This window comes from Pseudoalteromonas prydzensis (assembly GCF_001661495.1).
Classification (GTDB): Bacteria; Pseudomonadota; Gammaproteobacteria; order Enterobacterales; family Alteromonadaceae; genus Pseudoalteromonas; species Pseudoalteromonas prydzensis.
Window position 1 is genome coordinate 49,764 of the sequence record NZ_BDDT01000013.1, and the last position, 18,413, is coordinate 68,176.

Genomic DNA, 18,413 nt, shown 5'->3' on the forward strand with positions numbered 1-18,413 from the left:
AAATAACACTAAGCCGATATTTTATGAAAGTCACCGCAATTTACCCAGGTACCTTTGATCCATTAACTAATGGCCACACAGATTTGATCCAGCGGGCAGCAAAAATGTTCGATACTGTGATTGTTGCAATCGCTCACAATCCTAGTAAAAAGCCGTGCTTCAGCTTAGATGAACGCGTAGCACTTGCCAATAGTTTACTCACTCACATAGATAACGTTAGTGTGATTGGCTTTTCAGGCTTACTGGCTGATTTAGCGCGAGATCATAATGCAAATGTGTTGATCCGCGGAATTAGAGCGGTGTCTGATTTTGATTATGAGTTTCAGCTAGCTAACATGAATCGTCGCCTAAACCCTGATTTAGAAAGTGTGTTTTTAACACCAGCTGAAAAAAATTCATTTATTTCTTCAACATTAGTGAAAGAAGTTGCTCGTCATAAAGGCGATGTCAGTGAGTTTGTGCACCCTATTGTAGTAAAAGCATTACAGGAAAAATTACACGGATGAAGTTAAATGTCTATTTAAGTGCTTTAGTTGTGGTCGCAGCACCTGCGTTTGCAAGCCCTTGGATTGAAAGCGATGATCCACTACTGCGATCATCAATTGAAATGTTGTTTAACCAAGGCGTAATTAAACAGCCTGTTAATAGCTATCCCTTGATGTGGCAAGGTATTGCCAGAGATTTAAATGCAATTGAAGCCAGTTCATTACCTGCACAAAGTCAGTTTGCTTATCAACATGTAAAGCATGCATTAGCAAATGCAAAACAAAGCACCAGCTCCGGTATTAGAATTAATTACAATGGCGCACCTGAGCTGCAGCAAAGCTTTGGCAAACGCGATCAGCAAAAAAGCGGCATAAATAGCTATGGCGCAATCACAGGTAATCGAGTTAGCGCCAAAGTAAGTGTTAATTACGCAGACGAAGCACTGGATGATGAATATACAAATTATCATGGCAGCTATTTAGCGGTATTAATGGGGAATTGGTCTGTCAGTGCCGAGCAAGTAAGCCATTGGTGGGGGCCAAGCAACGATAATGCATTACTGCTTTCGAATAATGCATCGCCAATGAAAGGTCTACGAGTCAACCGTGCTAACACACAATACGTGGGGCCAAGCTGGCTATCATTTATTGGTAACTGGCAATTAACCGGCATTTACGCAAAACAAAAACCACATTTAAATAGCAGTGAAAAAGGTAATTATTGGGCAGTGCGCTTTGCCAGCACTCCACTTGCGGGGCTTGAGATTGCATTTAGCTCAGCGGGCTCGGACTATTTCACCAGCACAGAAATAGACCCCAATTCGCTTGAACTGAGAACAACTAAGCAACGCTTAACCAGTTTAGATGCTAAGTACTCAACCAGCATCGCCAATCAACCGATTGCTTTTTATACTGAGCTAATGGGTAAAAATGACAGTGGTATTGCGCCCAGTGATCCTTTTTATACAGTGGGTGTAGAAAGTTTTTTTGGTGATCAAAAACAGTTATTAAAAACCTATTTTGAATATTCAAATACCCAACAAGATTGTACAGCGCAACTTAGCTGTGATGAGGCTAATGAGAGCTTTACTAACTATGCCCAAGCCTATAATCATAAAGATCGCTTAATTGGCTCTGCAACGCCGCTGCAAAGTAAATCAGCCGTATTAGGTGCTCATTATCATACTATGAACGGTTACGCCGGTTATGCCAAATTACGCTGGTCGCAAAGCGAAATGCTAGACCTAACTCAAACACCCGAGACTTTCGAACGTTTACAATTAGAGCTTGGTTATCAGCAAGCAATTTTTAGTGGTTTATGGAAGATCAGCGGCTCAGTGTATAAAGACGAATTTAGTGATGAGTCTGATACCAACAGCGCATTAAAAACCAGTTGGGAATATCGGTTTTAAGCGTTTGGCGAGGCTTCTGGTTTTAGTAAGCCTCGCAATCGATTATAACCACGTACCAAGCCAAGAAAATCCTTATTGCACAGTAGTGCAATAATCATCATCACATCCATCACGTTAACCGTGACAGAATAAAAAGACCAAAACCACCAAGGTTCAAAACGGTAAATAAAGTTGATATCTATATGCATAGCAATAAATAACAGCATATTGACTGTTAAGCCTATGCTTAGGTATAGCTTAGCAGGGCAATTGTGAAAAGATTGGTTTTTAGCTATTAGCAAAATCACAACTAAGATAAATAAATCACACAGAGCCCAAATTAAGTAGCTCTTATAGCTATACATCATATCAACCCCAAGTGATAAATTGAGTAAAGGGTCAGATACAAGGTAAGATAAGAAAATAGCCAAAGACATCCACATAACGGTAGCATTGCTTCCTGGGGTAGAAGATTTTTTAACAACGTTGTATAGAAACGCCATCATAAAGCCCCACATGATTAGCGAAGCTAAATAGATACCGAAATACTCTTGAAACAACATCATTAATTTAGTTTTAAAAATTGCTTTAGCAATTTTTAAAATTAGTCTTCGGTTTTTTCTCTGTCCATTTAGAAAATAGTTTGCCTACCTGTAACCAATCTTTTCCAAAGATAAGTGTTACAACCATAAAAAAATCAACAACTGTGATGCCGATTGAATAAAAACTCCAAAACCACCAATAATCTTTATTTTCGAACATCACAATATCTACATGAATTCCAATAAAAATCAAGGTGTTAATAGTTAAACCAGTCAGTATATATAGAAGAGTAGAAGTATAGCGAAGCTTTAGCAGTTTATGTGAAGCTAGAAGGGCTATAATTGTTATAATGTCATATTTAACCCATATAAGATAGACATACATACCAGCATTTAGGTCCACAAATTCATAGCTAAGACCATACGAAGCAAGCATTATAAGAGAGATAACGAGTGGTGAACTACTTCTGTCCTCAACAGCAAACTTTAAAAATAAATTATATAAGCAAGCCATTAAGAATCCCCAAATGATTATTGTATCAAAGTGGATCCCTAAAGACGTTAAATCAAAATACATACACCATCTCGTTTTCGCTAAGCCTTAGCAACTAATCAAGTCGGACGACGACGATCTGGATCTGTAGATAAACCACCACCGCCACGCTGAATTTCAGCTTCACCTTTTGCCGCTAGTAAAGCTTCATTGGATATAGACACTGTATCAGATTGTAGGGTTTTATTACTAGCGCTTTGTTCAAGTGCTGGCTTTGTTTGTTGCATAGAGTTGTATGCTTGCATTTGCAGTTGGTTGTTAGCAGTAATTTGCATTAGATTGATCCTTTCAAAAATGTTGAATTAATAACTTGTTAAACAAGCTATCGTTGCTTTAGCGCTCTGATTATTTATTGGCGCTTTTAAGATGAACTCACACTGAGCCATCGTACACTTTATAGGTAGCAATTACCGATCCAACATTTAAAAAAAACGATCTTTTTTTGATCTTGATAATAAGCAGGTAGAACAACAGATCATACCAGATGTATTTAGACATAAAAAAACGCACAGGGGTAACCGTACGTCTTTTACATCCAGGGATTTCTAGGCCACGTTTTTACACGGGATCTCCGTATTTCTACTTAGCTTCAAAATAAATTCCATTGCGACTTCGTCACAATTGTCTCTGCGCAAACACAGTTCACAATCTTTCATTACCTTTTCCGGTAAGCTGTCTTTAGTACAGAATGTGAAACCTTGTTTCTCAAAGAAATCAGGTACTCGCGTCAAAACAATGATGCGATTCAGTGCCAATTTTTTGGCTTTAACTAATAAGTGCTCAACTAACTGGCGACCTTGTCCGGTAATACCGGTTTCGGGATCTATACCGAGTGAGCGAATTTCAGCAAGACCAGTATCATAAATATACAGTGACGCACAGCCTGAGACTTTGCCTGCAACTTCCGTTACCGCAAACTCATTAATTGAGTGCACCATGTCACTTTTAGCACGCGGCAGATTTTCGCCTACAGTCGCCCAATGCTGGATCAGCTTTGCAATTGACTCAACATCATCAAGATTAGCGTCACGAACCGTTATTTGCTGTTTTTTTTTAGCATCTTTAACAGCAATGCTTACTTGCTCTAAAGATGTGCCACCAAGTGCTTGGCGCGCTTTAATACATGCGTCTATTTCTAATACAGCATATACATCCTGCTCAAAAATACTATGCACAGATTGGAATTGTTCTAAACTTAAATCTTCTAAGTTATTCCCTTGTGCGATAGCCATTTGCACCAGTACACCAACAATATGATGACCCTCTCTAAACGGGATGCCTTTGGCTACTAAATAATCAGCTAACTCAGTCGCATTTGAATGGCCACCTTTTGCAGCAGCCAGCGTTCGTTCACCATTTACTTTTATACCTTTAATACACGCTTGCGCCATATGAATACAGGCAAGCCAGGTTGGCATCGCATCAAACAAGCCTTCTTTGTCTTCTTGCATATCTTTGTTATAGGCAAGCGGCAAAGCTTTTAACGTCATCATCATGGCACTAAATGCCCCAAAGACACGGCCAGTTTTACCACGGATAAGCTCTAATGCATCTGGGTTTTTCTTTTGTGGCATAAGTGACGAACCAGAAGTGACATTATCAGCCAACTCAATAAAACCCGCCTCGCCCGAGTTGTAGAAGATCAGATCTTCTGACATACGCGATAAATGGATCATAGAGATTGACGCACAGCTCAATAGTTCAACCACAAAGTCACGGTCTGATACAGCATCTAAACTATTTTTAGTCGCAGCGGTAAAACCTAACCCAGTGGCAAGTGCTTGCCGATCAATTGGGTACGCAGTACCGGCAAGTGCCCCACTGCCTAATGGACAAAAGTTCATTCGAGCTTTAGCGTCACTTAAACGGCTTTCATCACGTTCGAGCATTTCAACATACGCCATACACCAGTGACTAAACAAGAGTGGTTGTGCGCGTTGTAAATGGGTATAACCAGGTAAAATAGTACCCAGCTCACGTTCAGCCAACGCAATAAACTCACCTTTTAACTGACCAAGCGCTGCAAGTAAGTGATCTGCGGTATCACGACACCATAAACGAAAATCAGTGGCAACTTGGTCGTTACGGCTACGTCCGGTGTGTAACTTTTTAGCTAAATCACCTACTTTTTCGATTAAAGCAGCTTCAACATGTGAGTGAATATCTTCAGCACCCGATGTTGCCACCGCTTGCGGATCCGCTTTTACTTCGTCGAGTAGTTCGTATAGTGCAGCTACTAGCGATTGATGCTCGCTACTACTTAGTACATCAACTTGCTTTAAGGCACCAGCCCATGCAACAGAGCCGACAATATCCTGCTCCGCTAGTTGATAATCGAAGGGAAGTGAGTCGTTAAATTGTTTAAACGCCTCATCTGGACCCGTAGAAAAACGTCCGCCCCATAATGCCATGAAATCTCTCCAAACCCTGAAATTGCCCCGTTTTAGTTACGGGGCTGTAGTAAAATTACTTCTTCGCTAGTGCTGAAATTCTGCTTGAAAGCGAGAATAAACGAATAAAACCTTCAGCATGCGATTGGTCGTACACATCATCTGCACCAAATGTTGCAAAATCTTCGCTGTATAAGCTATTTGGTGATTTTTTCTGAACCGCTGTCACTTGGCCTTTGTAAAGCTTAAGTACGACTTCACCGGTAGCGACGGTTGATAGCGCTTCAGCGCCCGCTAAAATTGAATCTTTAAGCGGCGTGAACCAACGGCCGTCATACACTAAGTGCGAAAACTCACCGCCCAGTACTTCTTTCCATTTGCGGCTTGCTTTATCAAGTACAAGTTCGTCAATTGCTTGTAATGCCGCCATGATCACTGTGCCACCAGGTGTTTCATAACAACCACGTGACTTCATACCCACTAAACGGTTTTCAACGATATCAACACGGCCAACTCCATGCGGTGATGCAATATCATTTAGTTTAACTAAACAATCATACGGTTTAAGTTGCTCACCATTTACCGCAACAACTTCACCTTCAACTACATTTAAAGTAACAAACTCAGGCTCATTCGGTGCTTGCTCTGGTGAATTAGTCCAAGTCCAGACTTGCTCACTTGGTTGGCACCACGGATCTTCAAGCTCACCACCTTCGTGAGAAATGTGCCAAGCATTAGCATCACGGCTGTAGATTTTAGTTGCTGATGCTGAACATGGAATATCACGTTCAGCTAAGTAATCAAGTAATGACTCACGACTTGATAAGTCCCACTCACGCCATGGCGCAATCACCTGAAGATCTGGAGCAAGCGCGGCAAAACAAGATTCAAAACGTACTTGGTCGTTACCTTTACCTGTACAACCATGAGAAAGTGCATCTGCACCTACTTTGCGAGCAATTTCAACCTGCGCTTTTGCAATAATAGGACGTGCCATTGAGGTACCAAGTAAATAAGTACCTTCGTAGATTGACCCTGTTTTAAGTGTTGGATAAATATAGTCACTTACCATTTCATCTTTTAAGTCAACTACATAACACTCTGATGCACCTGATGCGATAGCTTTAGCTTCAACGCCTTCAAGCTCTTCTGCGCCTTGGCCTACATCGGCCACAAACGCAATCACTTCACAGCCGTAATTTTCTTTTAACCATGGCACGATGGCCGACGTATCTAAACCACCAGAATAGGCTAATACAACTTTTTTAATAGAACGCATTGGTGATACCTTACACAAAATTTGGATTTAATAATGAAACAAGCAACGCGTTTTGCGCATGCATACGGTTTTCTGCTTGTTGTATAATTTTTGACGCCGGGCCATCCATTACTTCTGAGGTAATTTCAAACTCACGGTGTGCAGGCTGGCAATGTAATACAGTGTCAGCCCCTGTTTGTTCAAGTAATGCAGTATTTAATTGATACGGCATATACTTTTCTTTTACTTGTTCAAGCGGTGTATCGTCGCCCATTGATACCCACGTATCGGCATACACAGCATTTGCACCAACCGCTGCTTCAACACGATCGCTGACCATTACCGATGCACCATTCATTGCCGCAATTTGCTCAGCTTGCTTAAGAATTTGTGAATCCGGTGAACTGCCTTTCGGGCATACTGCAACAAAATCAGTCCCTAAGGTTGCAGCCAGTAACATCAGTGAATGTGTAACGTTGTTACCTTCACCTAAATAAGCAAGTTTTAGCTGGCTCACATCACCGTATACTTCTTGTAATGTTAAAAAGTCAGCCAACGCTTGGCATGGGTGATATAAATCACACAAGCTGTTGACCACAGGTACGCTGGAAAATTCAGCAAGCGTAGTTAAGGTTTTATGCTGATACACACGTGCAACAATGCCATCTGCCCAGCTGGCAATATTCAAAGCAAAATCTTTTACTGATTCACGGGCGCCCATGGCACCATTTTGTGAATCAAGATACACAGCATGACCACCTAACTTATTGATGCCAATATCAAATGATAAACGCGTACGTAAGCTTGGTTTTTCAAATAACGTAACCACTGATTTACCAGCCAGTGCTTGGCTAAAATCAGCTGGATTTGCTTTAATTTTTTGCGCAAGCTTAAGTAATTTAAGTGCGCCTTGCTGGTCTAGTTCAAGACCTGATAAAAAATGATTAAACATATAAAACCTATGGTGTAATTTTTGTTCCGACGTGCTCACCCGCAAGTAGAGCTACTAAGTTTCCTGGCTTTTGCCAACTCGAGATATAAACGCCACGTCGTAAGTGCTGGGCAGCAAGAAGGCTGGTCTTAACTTTGACCTCCATCCCACCCAAAATTACTCCTTCTGCAATTAAAGTATTGATCTGATTTGTGTCAAGTTGATGTAACGGCTGTTTATCTGCATCAAGCACAGCTTCTACATCGGTCATAAAAATAATTTCTGCATCGAGCTCTTTAGCAATCGCCGCCGCAGCTTCATCGGCATTCACGTTATACCAAAGGCCATCGTCACCAAAACCGATTGAACTAACTAAAGGTAGACGCCCAAGTTTTAATAACTCAGGTATCACACTTTGTACGCCACTATCACACTGACCAACTTGACCAAGTGCTTTAAGCTTCTGCGACGAAATAATGCCAGCCTCGTATAGACTAAGCCCAACAGGTTTGTGCCCTGCTACGATTGCTTGACTCATTAACTGCTTATTTGCACAACCAGCCAATGCGCCAACAATGTACGGCATTTGCTCTTTTGGACTGATCCGTAAGCCCTGGTGTTTCGCACTAGCAAAACCGGCTTCTTTTAGCCAACTATCAACTAACGCCCCACCACCGTGCACAATCACAAACTGTGCTTGAGTTTGTGAGGCAAGCACTTCAAATAACGCTTTTGCCGCGTTTTCCGTATTGAGTACTGCACCACCGAGTTTGATGACCCATGTTTGCATTACTGTTACCCTTTTAAACCAGTGCTATGAGGTAACCCCATAGCTAAATTAATACATTGCAGTGCTTGACCCGCAGCACCTTTTAATAAGTTATCAATCGCCGCCATGACTATCAGTTGACTACCTTGTTGCTGCCAAGCGATGTCCACAAATGGCTGCTTAGCTACCCCTTTAATTGAAGGTATTTTATTGCCCAGCAATCGAATCAACGGCTCATCAGCAAGTACTTGATAAGCTTGCGCGACTTTCTCAGGGGTAACATCGACTTTTAATTGCACATAGATAGTTTCTAAAATTCCCCGAGGGAAATTGCCTAAATGCGGCGTGAATAAAACTTTATGACCTAAATGTTGCTCAATCTCAGGGCTGTGTCTGTGGTTGAATAATCCATAAGGTGCAAGCGATACTTCACAAAAATGAGTGCCTACACTGGCTTTACGCCCAGCACCGGTTACACCTGATACTGCATTAATAATCACCGGTTGCTCAGCCAATAAACCAGCTTGTTGTAATGGCTTTAGCGCATTTAATGCTGCAGTTGGATAACAGCCCGCTACGGCAACTAATTGTGCTTTAGCAATGGCTTCACTATTCCATTCCGCTAACCCATAAGCAGCTTGATTAAGTAATTCTGTATGTTGATGCTCAAAGCCATAATAAGTTTGGTAATCTTCATTACTACTTAAACGGTAACCACCAGATAAATCAAAAACCTTTTTACCCATCTTCAAAAAACGTGGCGCTAAATCAACACTCACTTTATGATCAGTACATAAACACACAAAATCTGCAGAGCTTTCGATATCGTTAAATGCGCTTTCGCTAAGCGGCAATAAAGGAGAATCAAGTAAACCAACATGCTCAGGATATAAGTCGCTTAATAGCTTGCCTTTGTCTAAGCTTTGCTCTGACACATAACACGCTGCTAAAGTTAATTGTGGATGTTTTACGACTAAACTTGCTAATTCTGCGCCGCTATAACCACTTGCGCCAATAATCACTACTTTCATTCGTTACTCTTTTTGGGTTGTGCTACTACATTTACATTCAAATCGGGTTAGACAGTGTAAAAACACACTGTGTTGGGAATGAAACTGGATTATCGTCGTTTTATATTCATTGCGTCGCTTTAATATATTTATGCTTAAAAAGTGAATTGATATTCATCATAAATACTTTTATATTGTTATGCAATTAGATTGAATAATTATTTTGGATTTTTTTTATGCCTTTACCGTCTTTTTTGTCCATGTATCAGCAGTTGATTGCCGCCCCTTCCATTAGTGCCATGGATGAATCGTTAGCTATGAGTAATAAAGGCGTGATCGACCTACTTGCCAATTGGTGCACGAGCTTAGGTTTTGAATGTGAAATTACTGAGTTATCAGGCCCTAAGGGCCGCTTTAATCTGCTTGCCAAGCGTGGTCAAGGCGATGGTGGATTAATGCTAGCAGGTCATACCGACACCGTTCCTTTTGACGACAGCCGCTGGAATTATGATCCGTTTAAATTAAGTGAATATGATAATAAATTGTATGGTTTAGGTAGTATCGATATGAAAGGCTTTTTTGCTTTTGTATTGCAAGCAATTAGCGAGCTTGATGAAACCGCACAAACTCAGCCTATTTTGATTTTAGCCACCGCCGATGAAGAAACTACCATGGCTGGTGCCCAGCAAATTTGTAAACATCCAAATCTAAAACCTGCCCGCTGTATCATTGGTGAACCCACTGATATGACACCGGTATTTACACATAAAGGGCATATGAGCACAGCCATTCGAGTAGTTGGCCGCTCAGGTCATAGCTCTGATCCTGAGCGTGGTTTAAACGCCATTGAAGTGATGCATAAAGTAATTGCAAAATTGTTGCTTTTAAAAGAAGAATTAAAGAATAAATATTCAGTAGATCACTTTGTGATTCCCTACCCAACTTTAAACCTAGGGCATATTCACGGTGGCGATAACGCCAATCGTATTTGCGGCTGCTGTGAAATGCACATTGATATGCGCCCATTGCCGGGTTTAAGCGTGCAAGAACTACAAACGATGTTGTTAAAAATAGCAGCAGAAATTAATAACCAATACCCTGATGCAGTAAGTGTGCTGGATATGCACGAACCTATTCCAGCTTTTACTGGCAGCACCGACACAGCATTAGTACAACTAGCAGAGAAAATATCCGGCGAGCAAGCCGTTGCGGTCAATTACTGTACCGAGGCGCCGTTTATTCAGCAACTTGGTTGTGAGACTATCGTAATGGGGCCCGGCTCTATTAACCAAGCCCATCAACCGGATGAGTTTTTAGCGATGGAAAAAATAAAGCCATCACAACATATTATTAGTGAAATAATTAAAGCAAGCTGCTTTAATTAAACTCAGTTGCATTTGCTCAGATGTCGAGTTCTTAAATACATAGAGCTCGACTAAGCTTTAAACAACTCAATCAGTCTCGCGACTTTGCTCTTATCAAGCTCGCCCATTTGTTCGCTGTTACTGAGGGCATAAATTACGCCTTCTACAGCGCTGTAGTCGATATCAGATCTAGATTCTATAACATTCGCCCACATCTCTAGGTCGTCTAAGTCTATCTCATCTGCTTGGCAGCGAGTGAGCACATCAAGTACCGTTATCAGCGTCAATACGTAAATTGGACCTTGGTTATTTATTGTTGATGCAACAATGATACTTATGGCCTCGTCTTTTTGTTTACCAAAACTGGCGAATTCTGCTAACGCTTGTGCTCTGTTCATAGTTGCTTATCTGTTATTCTATGGGTTATTAAAAATTAAACGTATATCAAATGACTATTTTAGCCTGCTCACAATGCCACACCACTCTGTCATGTAATGTCGAGGATATTAACGCTTGTTGGTGCAATGAGCTGCCGGCTATTTTACCGCTTGATAACACAACCACCAGTTGTTTATGTCGAAATTGTACTTTAGCGAAAATGAATCAGTTTCTAAGTACCCTTTATCAACGACCCCTCAAAGAGCAACTTGCTTTCGCAAAGCCTTTTCATGGTAACGATAATTTAATCGAAAACCTCGATTATGAAATGCAAAACGGCTACATGGTATTTAGTCGTTGGTTTTTCTTAAAACGTGGAAAGTGCTGTAAAAACAACTGTAAAAACTGTCCTTATAAAAAATAAAACACCAAAAACAAACAAAAGAAACACTAGGTAAACACCAAATTTACAGCAAAAATAATTTAAAAATATTTATATTCAAAATATAGCGTAAAAAGACGTTAAAATTGTGTTTTAGTGAATAATATACCTATATAATTGAATATTAATTTCAGTACCAATTTCAACGTCTTGTTTATCTTTTTGTAACATGCTTTCTTAATAACCTACAACAACCAGATAAACAAAAACAGGATAATAAATGAAACAGTTCAAGCCAAGTATTGTCGCTTGCGCAATAGCCGCCCAACTTTTTACTGTCGATCATGCTTTTGCAGCGGATCAACAAGTTGTAACCGAAAAAACAATTGAAACAATTCAAATTACTGCGACTCGTCGTGCAGGCTCTGTGCAAGAAGCACCTCTTAATATTACCGCTCTTGATGGTGATGTTATAAAAGATCAAAACATTGGTGATCTTGAAGATGTAGCCCGCTGGGTACCTGGTTTAACTATTTCTGATCAAGGTGGCCGTGAGGGCTCACCTATTATTGTTCGTGGTTTAAATACCAATACTTCTGATCGTATTTCTGATGGCGGTACGGTAGCCACTTACGTGGGCGAAATTCCACTAAACATAGATTTACGCTTAACTGACGTAGATCGTGTTGAAGTCTTGATTGGCCCACAAGGTACATTGTATGGAGCAGGCACATTAGGTGGTGCTATTCGTTATCTATTAAAACAACCTGAGCTCGATATTACCGAAGGCCAAGTTACTGGTGATGTATTTAGCTTAAATGAAAGCGACGGCACTGGCGGTGAGTTTGGTTTAGTGTTTAATACACCATTAATTGATGATGTATTAGCAATCCGCGCTAGCGTCAATTACTACACCAACCCAGGTTATATTGATTATAAATACGTAGTGCAAAACCCTGGTGTATCAAACCCAAATCCTGATTTTACCAACCCACAAGATGTCAGTGCTAACTTGCGTAATGTCAGTGACGTAAATGATGAACAAATTACTACAGGGCGTGTGTCACTGCGTTGGCAAGCCAGCGAAGCTATCGATGCAACGCTAAACTATTTTTATCAAAAACAAGAAAATGGCGGCAACTCTACATCGCAATATAATTCATTAAGTGACAGCAGCGGCCTACAGGGGATGGTTGGCCAGTATGAAAATGCCGCGCGGATACTTGAGCCAGGTGAAGAAGAAAACGACTTATTAAGCTTAGAGATCAAAGCGGATCTAGGCTTTGCAGAATTAGTATCTGCCTCTGGTTGGTCAAGCTATGAGCAATCAGGGCAACGTGACCAAACTGACCTGCTTTACGATATCTGGACTGGTTATGCAGAATTTCCAGCGTTTGTAGCGCAAACTTTGGATACTTCAAAACGTGATAGTTTCACTCAAGAAATTCGTTTAGTGTCTAACTCCGATAGTGCCTTTAACTGGATTGTCGGTGGCTATTATAACAAGCTTGAAACTCACTCAGACGATAGAGAATACACACCCGGTTTAACTGAGTTTTGGGGCGATGATATTCCAAATCTGCAACAAGACCTCGAATATATTTTAGTCAGTGACTCTGAAACCACTGAAACGGCCCTTTTTGGTGAAGTTGGCTATGCGTTTACCGATCAATTCAATGTGACGCTTGGTGCGCGTTTTTACGAGTACGATGTATCCACTACATCAGGCTCAGCAACACCATTATATTCGGGTGATTTCGCGTCTCTTGATGACTTAGTAATGGAAAATGTCAGTGCTAGCGACAACGGTAATCTGTTTAAATTTAATGCCAGCTACACTTTCGATTCTGGTGTACTTGCTTACTTTACTGTAAGTGAAGGCTTTAGAATTGGTGGTGGTAACGGTATTGCACCTTGCCCAGATGTATTGCCAGATCAACAAATTGTTTGTGCATACCCAGATGAAGAAGATTATAAACCAGATACCACAGTAAACTATGAACTGGGTTTTAAATCGAGCTGGTTTAAAAACCGCCTACACTTTAATGCGGCATTGTTTAATGTTGATTGGAAAGATGCGCAAGTTGGTACTGCAACGGTAAATGGTCAAGAGCTAATTACCTCTAATGCTGGGGCAGCTAATTCAAAAGGCGTGGAAATTTCATCTCGCGCTATGATTGCCGATAACTGGACGGCCTACGCCACCTACGCCTATGCCAAAGCTGAGTTAACCGAAGATGCTCCAGGTTTATTAGGCACATTAGATAAAAAGTATACACAGTATCAAGCATACTACGATGGTGCTGACGGCGACCGCTTACCAGGCGCGCCTGAGCATCAGCTTTCATTCGGCCTGCGTTATGAGCAAGATGTACTCGATGATAAGTTACTGAGCATTAACTACGGTATGACAGCGCAAAGTGATGTGATCACTAAAGTTGGCTTAAAAGCCGATGGTGAAACGCTTGCAGGCTATGCACTGAGTAACTTATCTGCCAAGTTAACCGGTGATATGTGGTCGGCAACCATTTACGTTGATAACTTATTCGATAAGTACGCCTTTACCTCGGTACGCCGCGATAAATCATGGGCAGGTATGGCTAAATATGAAGAGCTCAATAAAGAGCTGCCTGAGCTGCAACGTGTGTATGGTCACTACACCACTACACCGCGCACTATCGGTATGAAGTTTACCTATAACTTTGAACTGTAAACAATACGAGTTTATAAAAAGCCTTGGCGTTTTACGCCAAGGCTTTTATGCTTATAGCCATGCTGACATCGACACAAAAACACCTGCAACAACAAATTGAACTTGCTATTAATCATGGCAAGCTTAACGACGCGCATTTATTACTGGTCAGTAATATCAAACGCGCCTCAGATGATCACTTTAGTTATTTTTTACTGGCGCAAGTAAACGTTGCAGCAAACGATATTAGCAAAGCAAATAAACTCTTAAGCAAAGCGATTAGTATTGTACCTCTACCTTTATATTTTGCTCACTCAGCCAAACTCGCCGTACTCAATGGGCAGTTGTTAGATGCGCAGCAACATATAACTGAAGCAATAAAATATCTACAGTATGAAGCGATTGAATGCGATTTAATTGCTAATGTATTAACGCGCCTAGGACATTATCAACTCGCGCTAGAGTGGCAATTACGTGCTCACCAACATGCTCCTACAAACCCGCAGATCAGTTATAACTTAGCAGTGGCATATAAAATAATGGGGCAATTTAGTGATGCGCAACAACTATTGCACACATTAACACAACAGCAGCCGCAGTATTTTCAAGCTCACTATTCACTTGCTGAACTTAATAATAACAAGCAGGCTAAACAGCATTTACAACAGCTTTTAACTTTAACCGAATACGCTAAAACACCGATGCAGCAACAATTTTTGCACCATGCGATTGCACTCAATTACGAACACTGCGCTGATTATAAGCAAGCTTTTGCGCACTTTAGTGCCAGTAAGCAAGCAATCTCTCAGCATATAAAATATGATGCAAAAACCCACCGTAAATTTTGCGAGCAGCTGATAGCACTGAGTAATGATTATAACCCGCGCACAAGCGACAGCGACTTTACCCCGTTATTTGTGGTTGGCATGCCACGCTCAGGCACAACCTTGCTAGAGAAAATAATCAACCAAGCAACACAAGTACAAGGAGTTGGCGAACTTAATGATATTGCCCAGCTTTGCCAAGACAGTCATGCTCAAGTACTAAATAATGCAGTGCTCAATGGGGTATATAAAAATACAGCATTAACAGCGCAGCTAAACCAATATCAACAACGTATTAATCAGCTTGTGGCCGCAGATCTGCGTAGTTGCGATAAACAACCATTTAATTTTTACTATATCGATTTAATATTAGCGGCTTTCCCAAAGGCTAAAATCATTTGCATGCAACGAGGCAAAGAAGCCAGCTGTATTGCTAACTACCGCCAACTATACAGCCCAGCTAGTGCGTTTCATCACTATAGCTATAAGCTGCAAGATATTGATAGTTTTTATCAAGACTACAGCGATTTGATCACTCATTTTGCAACAAAGCACCCTGTGAATGTAATGATCATGCAATACGAAACCTTAGTCTCAGAGCCAATAACAAGCACACAGCAACTCTATGATTTTTGTGATTTACCTTGGCAGGCTCAGTGCCTTGATTTTTATCAGCAACACAGTCCGTCAGCAACGGCGAGCAAAGTACAAGTGCGCCAGCCTCTTAATAGCAAAGGGATTAATTACTGGCAGCACTATGCGTTTGCACTTTAACGTGTAGGACAAGGACCCGTTTCGATAGGTAATTCGTCTCGGCCGCCCCACTCACTCCATGAGCCGTCGTAAACGTGCAGATTTTCATACCCACATTCATCAGCAAATAACGCCAAAATGCAGGCGGTAACGCCGGAGCCACAGCTAAATTGTAAGCTCGTTTGAGAGTTTGCTTGGTCGCCAAGTACAGCGTCAAATGCAGCTTTGATAACGGTTAATGGTTTTGCTTCGCCATCATCCAATAGCTCAATAAACGGCAAAGCACGGCTATTAGGAATATGACCGCTGCGCATGCCAGCTCTAGGTTCTGCCATCTCTCCTACATAACGTTGGTAACCACGCGCATCAAGCAATACACTTTGCTCATCATCAATACCATTAAAAACCGCAGCGGCATCAATGAAATATCCGGCTCTTGGCTTAGCCGCAAAATCACCCTGGTGATGATTGTAGCTATATTCAATTTGGGTAAGATACCCGAGCGATTGCCATTTAGCTAAGCCACCACTGAGTACTTTAACATTATCAAAGCCCATGGCTTTAAACATCCACCAGCCTCGTGCGGCACTAAATAAGCCTTGGTCTTCATAAATAATTACTAACGAATCTTTATCAACCCCCATTAACTGCATTTGCTGAGTAAACTGCTCTGCACTACACATGCTATGCGGCAACGGATTGTCTAGATCAGCTAATTGTTTTTTAAAATCAAAGCGCTGCGCATTAGGTAACTTAGCTTCTGGTTTATACTCACCCGGTTTACCGGGGCGCACCATACCGGCATCAAAAATAATCAGCTTGGGGTCGTTTAAGTGCGCGTTTAACCATTGGCAAGTTACGATGTTTTTCATTGTTATCCTTTACCTATAAACCTAATGCGAAAGCCTGCTCGTTTTATTCTCGAGCACATGTTAGTAATTTTGCCAGCTTCTATTGCCACTGTAAATACACTTGAAATACTCTTGAAATACTCTTGAAGTACTCTTTAACTCTAATACAGTAAGTACCTTACGTTATGAAATTATATTAAGAATCTATTTAGCCATTAATTGACCGAATGGATAAAATCGACGTTTAAAAAGTCAAAATGAACTAAGCACGATCTCAATTGAGTTATATTTTAAGGATTATTAATCATCGAACTCGTATATAATTAACTGGAATTCTGGTTACTTACACTTAGTACAGAAGTTGCAGCTTTCACTAATTCAAAAATTACAATGATACTTAGAGTTAAGTCTAATGAAAGAAAAAAATACTACAATAACCGCAAGCCAGATAATAGGCGATATTTTGGTTGTGCTGCCAAAATTTATCGGTGATGCTGTCAATTGTACATCTGCATTGCAACTTATTAAGAAACAATACCCTACAAACAGTATTATTGTATTCGTCAGGCCTTACTTAGCTGAGATGTTTAAACGCGAGACTGACTACTCAGTTATCGTCGATGAGCGCTTTGATAATAAAAAACCAATCTCTATGTGGGCACAAGCTAAAATACTAAAAAACGCTAACATTGGGCTTGCGGTCATAATACGTAACTCTCTTTCAGAAGCTATGCTCTGCTTTTTGGCTAATATCAAATATCGTATTGGTTATGCCAAAAATGGCCGCTCACCACTGTTAACTCACAAGCTAAAATTAGACGAAAATCATCACTATCTATTTCGGTATTGTCGGCTCATCAATGAGACTCATGGCAACCCATTTAGCTCTATACCAAAAACAAAGCTGATAACAAAGCCAAGTTTGTTGGTGTCAAAACAAAGTGAAAAGGCTATTGGGGTTTATTTGGGTGGGCAGAATAAAGGCTTTCGCCACTACCCCACCTCATTGGCATTAACAGCATTGAGTGATATTGCCAAACAGCTTGACTGCCACTTCTATATTTTTGGTGATAATAGTGAACTTGCCGACGCCCAGCAATTGCAGACACAACTTAACCAACAACAGATTAACGCTACACTCCTTGCTGGTAAAACGTCGATAGTCACTATGATTGATGCCATCGCACAGATGGACTTATTCGTAACAATTGACTCTGGTCCTATGCATATTGCAGCGGCACTAGGCGTGCCGTTTGTGGCGCTTGTCGGGCTAGGCACCTCACCATGGAGTATTGTCGCCCCCAAAGTTAATAATTCTATTGCTTTAGTCGCAAATGGAGACCAGCTACTGGAAAGTGATATTATTAAAGAAATAACGCCTACTAATATAAGTGATGCTGTTTTAACGCTTCTGTTGGATTAAATCTTAATTATCTCAGCTCTCTACGATACCACTTTCGCGAGTATTTTATTTTGTACTGTATGATCAATCTTTTACTCATTCATTGCATTAATAAGCAAATCGACTACATGGTTGAAGTCCGCTTCGGTGATACCAATCGTGTTAAGTTACTGACCATTTATAGCGACAGATAAATGCAGTGATAACAAGGCAAAAATTTCGTTATTCAGTTGTTCTAAATCAGAAATTTTTAACGCCTGTAGCGTCAGGTTTAATCCCTCAAAATGATTTAGTATTATTGCGGATTGGTATAAGAGCGAAGCTATGAATCGCAGCATATGCTAGCGAAAACCCACTAAAATTCAGTTAATTTACTAAAACAAAAAACTCATTACCATATAAGTACAATTAATTAGATTAACAACATCGACTTATTAT

The 18,413-nt window shown here is 40.8% G+C and carries 17 protein-coding genes and 1 pseudogene; 7 read left to right on the top strand and 11 right to left on the bottom strand.

Annotation, left to right across the window (positions count from 1 at the left end):
- Nucleotides 1–23: 23 nt before the first annotated feature.
- The gene (gene coaD / locus A7968_RS18080; RefSeq protein WP_064667971.1) at nt 24–506 is read left to right on the top strand and encodes a pantetheine-phosphate adenylyltransferase; all 483 of its coding nucleotides are present in this window, start codon (nt 24–26) and stop codon (nt 504–506) included.
- Complete coding sequence (locus A7968_RS18085) at nt 503–1,897, top strand: capsule assembly Wzi family protein (protein ID WP_064667972.1); 1,395 nt, start codon at nt 503–505, stop codon at nt 1,895–1,897. The genes coaD and A7968_RS18085 overlap by 4 nt, the downstream gene beginning before the upstream one ends.
- On the opposite strand, the gene A7968_RS18090 is transcribed toward A7968_RS18085, so the two are convergent.
- From A7968_RS18090 to argC, 8 genes are all read right to left on the bottom strand, one after another.
- Nucleotides 1,894–2,382, bottom strand: coding sequence for a hypothetical protein (locus tag A7968_RS18090; protein WP_157586784.1), 489 nt, complete (start codon nt 2,380–2,382; stop codon nt 1,894–1,896). The two genes, A7968_RS18085 and A7968_RS18090, sit on opposite strands and share 4 nt — an antisense overlap.
- A gap of 82 nt (nt 2,383–2,464) precedes the next feature.
- Nucleotides 2,465–2,995 (bottom strand): hypothetical protein, encoded by a 531-nt coding sequence (locus A7968_RS18095; RefSeq protein ID WP_064667974.1) that lies wholly within the window; start codon nt 2,993–2,995, stop codon nt 2,465–2,467.
- A 35-nt stretch (nt 2,996–3,030) separates the two neighbouring features.
- Nucleotides 3,031–3,246 carry a hypothetical protein gene (locus A7968_RS18100; RefSeq protein WP_064667975.1) on the bottom strand — a complete coding sequence of 72 codons (216 nt, stop codon included), beginning with the start codon at nt 3,244–3,246 and terminating at the stop codon, nt 3,031–3,033.
- Nucleotides 3,247–3,516: 270 nt separating this feature from the next.
- Entirely contained in the window at nt 3,517–5,382 is a 1,866-nt protein-coding gene (argH, locus tag A7968_RS18105) for an argininosuccinate lyase (RefSeq protein ID WP_064667976.1), read from the bottom strand.
- A gap of 55 nt (nt 5,383–5,437) precedes the next feature.
- Nucleotides 5,438–6,640, bottom strand: a complete 1,203-nt coding sequence (locus A7968_RS18110) for an argininosuccinate synthase (protein WP_064667977.1) — start codon at nt 6,638–6,640, stop codon at nt 5,438–5,440.
- Between the two features lie 10 nt (nt 6,641–6,650).
- A complete protein-coding gene (locus A7968_RS18115) occupies nt 6,651–7,571 on the bottom strand; it encodes an ornithine carbamoyltransferase (protein ID WP_064667978.1) in 921 nt (306 codons plus the stop codon).
- Nucleotides 7,572–7,578: 7 nt separating this feature from the next.
- Nucleotides 7,579–8,340 carry an acetylglutamate kinase gene (argB, locus tag A7968_RS18120; RefSeq protein WP_064667979.1) on the bottom strand — a complete coding sequence of 254 codons (762 nt, stop codon included), beginning with the start codon at nt 8,338–8,340 and terminating at the stop codon, nt 7,579–7,581.
- A gap of 5 nt (nt 8,341–8,345) precedes the next feature.
- Nucleotides 8,346–9,350 carry an N-acetyl-gamma-glutamyl-phosphate reductase gene (argC, locus tag A7968_RS18125; RefSeq protein WP_064667980.1) on the bottom strand — a complete coding sequence of 335 codons (1,005 nt, stop codon included), beginning with the start codon at nt 9,348–9,350 and terminating at the stop codon, nt 8,346–8,348.
- A 215-nt stretch (nt 9,351–9,565) separates the two neighbouring features.
- Between argC and argE the strand changes: the two genes are divergently transcribed.
- Nucleotides 9,566–10,714 carry an acetylornithine deacetylase gene (argE, locus tag A7968_RS18130; RefSeq protein ID WP_064667981.1) on the top strand — a complete coding sequence of 383 codons (1,149 nt, stop codon included), beginning with the start codon at nt 9,566–9,568 and terminating at the stop codon, nt 10,712–10,714.
- A 50-nt stretch (nt 10,715–10,764) separates the two neighbouring features.
- Here the strand turns inward: argE and A7968_RS18135 are convergent, their stop codons facing one another.
- Nucleotides 10,765–11,091: a hypothetical protein gene (locus tag A7968_RS18135; RefSeq protein ID WP_064667982.1), complete on the bottom strand. Its 327-nt coding sequence runs from the start codon at nt 11,089–11,091 to the stop codon at nt 10,765–10,767.
- A 50-nt stretch (nt 11,092–11,141) separates the two neighbouring features.
- Here A7968_RS18135 and A7968_RS18140 point away from each other — a divergent pair, with 50 nt between their 5' ends.
- From A7968_RS18140 to A7968_RS18150, 3 genes are all read left to right on the top strand, one after another.
- Nucleotides 11,142–11,495: a DUF5522 domain-containing protein gene (locus tag A7968_RS18140; protein WP_064667983.1), complete on the top strand. Its 354-nt coding sequence runs from the start codon at nt 11,142–11,144 to the stop codon at nt 11,493–11,495.
- A gap of 238 nt (nt 11,496–11,733) precedes the next feature.
- The gene (locus tag A7968_RS18145) at nt 11,734–14,166 is read left to right on the top strand and encodes a TonB-dependent receptor (protein ID WP_064667984.1); all 2,433 of its coding nucleotides are present in this window, start codon (nt 11,734–11,736) and stop codon (nt 14,164–14,166) included.
- A 59-nt stretch (nt 14,167–14,225) separates the two neighbouring features.
- On the top strand, nt 14,226–15,743 hold the full coding sequence (locus A7968_RS18150) for a tetratricopeptide repeat-containing sulfotransferase family protein (RefSeq protein ID WP_227008856.1): 1,518 nt from the start codon (nt 14,226–14,228) through the stop codon (nt 15,741–15,743).
- Here A7968_RS18150 and A7968_RS18155 read toward each other — a convergent pair.
- Entirely contained in the window at nt 15,740–16,594 is an 855-nt protein-coding gene (locus tag A7968_RS18155; RefSeq protein ID WP_064667986.1) for a sulfurtransferase, read from the bottom strand. The genes A7968_RS18150 and A7968_RS18155 overlap by 4 nt on opposite strands.
- 391 nt (nt 16,595–16,985) lie before the next feature.
- Between A7968_RS18155 and A7968_RS18160 the strand changes: the two genes are divergently transcribed.
- The gene (locus tag A7968_RS18160; RefSeq protein WP_064667987.1) at nt 16,986–17,996 is read left to right on the top strand and encodes a glycosyltransferase family 9 protein; all 1,011 of its coding nucleotides are present in this window, start codon (nt 16,986–16,988) and stop codon (nt 17,994–17,996) included.
- 20 nt (nt 17,997–18,016) lie between these two features.
- Here A7968_RS18160 and A7968_RS23760 read toward each other — a convergent pair.
- A pseudogene (locus tag A7968_RS23760) lies at nt 18,017–18,133 on the bottom strand (group I truncated hemoglobin); the annotation flags it as partial.
- Nucleotides 18,134–18,413 lie beyond the last annotated feature (280 nt).

Excerpts from the sequence above, each read along its gene's own strand:
- coaD (WP_064667971.1), top strand. The coding sequence starts at position 24 with ATGAAAGTCACCGCAATTTACCCAGGTACCTTTGATCCATTAACTAAT.
- A7968_RS18085 (WP_064667972.1), top strand. The coding sequence starts at position 503 with ATGAAGTTAAATGTCTATTTAAGTGCTTTAGTTGTGGTCGCAGCACCT.
- A7968_RS18090 (WP_157586784.1), bottom strand. The coding sequence starts at position 2,382 with ATGATGGCGTTTCTATACAACGTTGTTAAAAAATCTTCTACCCCAGGA.
- A7968_RS18095 (WP_064667974.1), bottom strand. The coding sequence starts at position 2,995 with ATGTATTTTGATTTAACGTCTTTAGGGATCCACTTTGATACAATAATC.
- A7968_RS18100 (WP_064667975.1), bottom strand. The coding sequence starts at position 3,246 with ATGCAAATTACTGCTAACAACCAACTGCAAATGCAAGCATACAACTCT.
- argH (WP_064667976.1), bottom strand. The coding sequence starts at position 5,382 with ATGGCATTATGGGGCGGACGTTTTTCTACGGGTCCAGATGAGGCGTTT.
- A7968_RS18110 (WP_064667977.1), bottom strand. The coding sequence starts at position 6,640 with ATGCGTTCTATTAAAAAAGTTGTATTAGCCTATTCTGGTGGTTTAGAT.
- A7968_RS18115 (WP_064667978.1), bottom strand. The coding sequence starts at position 7,571 with ATGTTTAATCATTTTTTATCAGGTCTTGAACTAGACCAGCAAGGCGCA.
- argB (WP_064667979.1), bottom strand. The coding sequence starts at position 8,340 with ATGCAAACATGGGTCATCAAACTCGGTGGTGCAGTACTCAATACGGAA.
- argC (WP_064667980.1), bottom strand. The coding sequence starts at position 9,350 with ATGAAAGTAGTGATTATTGGCGCAAGTGGTTATAGCGGCGCAGAATTA.
- argE (WP_064667981.1), top strand. The coding sequence starts at position 9,566 with ATGCCTTTACCGTCTTTTTTGTCCATGTATCAGCAGTTGATTGCCGCC.
- A7968_RS18135 (WP_064667982.1), bottom strand. The coding sequence starts at position 11,091 with ATGAACAGAGCACAAGCGTTAGCAGAATTCGCCAGTTTTGGTAAACAA.
- A7968_RS18140 (WP_064667983.1), top strand. The coding sequence starts at position 11,142 with ATGACTATTTTAGCCTGCTCACAATGCCACACCACTCTGTCATGTAAT.
- A7968_RS18145 (WP_064667984.1), top strand. The coding sequence starts at position 11,734 with ATGAAACAGTTCAAGCCAAGTATTGTCGCTTGCGCAATAGCCGCCCAA.
- A7968_RS18150 (WP_227008856.1), top strand. The coding sequence starts at position 14,226 with ATGCTGACATCGACACAAAAACACCTGCAACAACAAATTGAACTTGCT.
- A7968_RS18155 (WP_064667986.1), bottom strand. The coding sequence starts at position 16,594 with ATGAAAAACATCGTAACTTGCCAATGGTTAAACGCGCACTTAAACGAC.
- A7968_RS18160 (WP_064667987.1), top strand. The coding sequence starts at position 16,986 with ATGAAAGAAAAAAATACTACAATAACCGCAAGCCAGATAATAGGCGAT.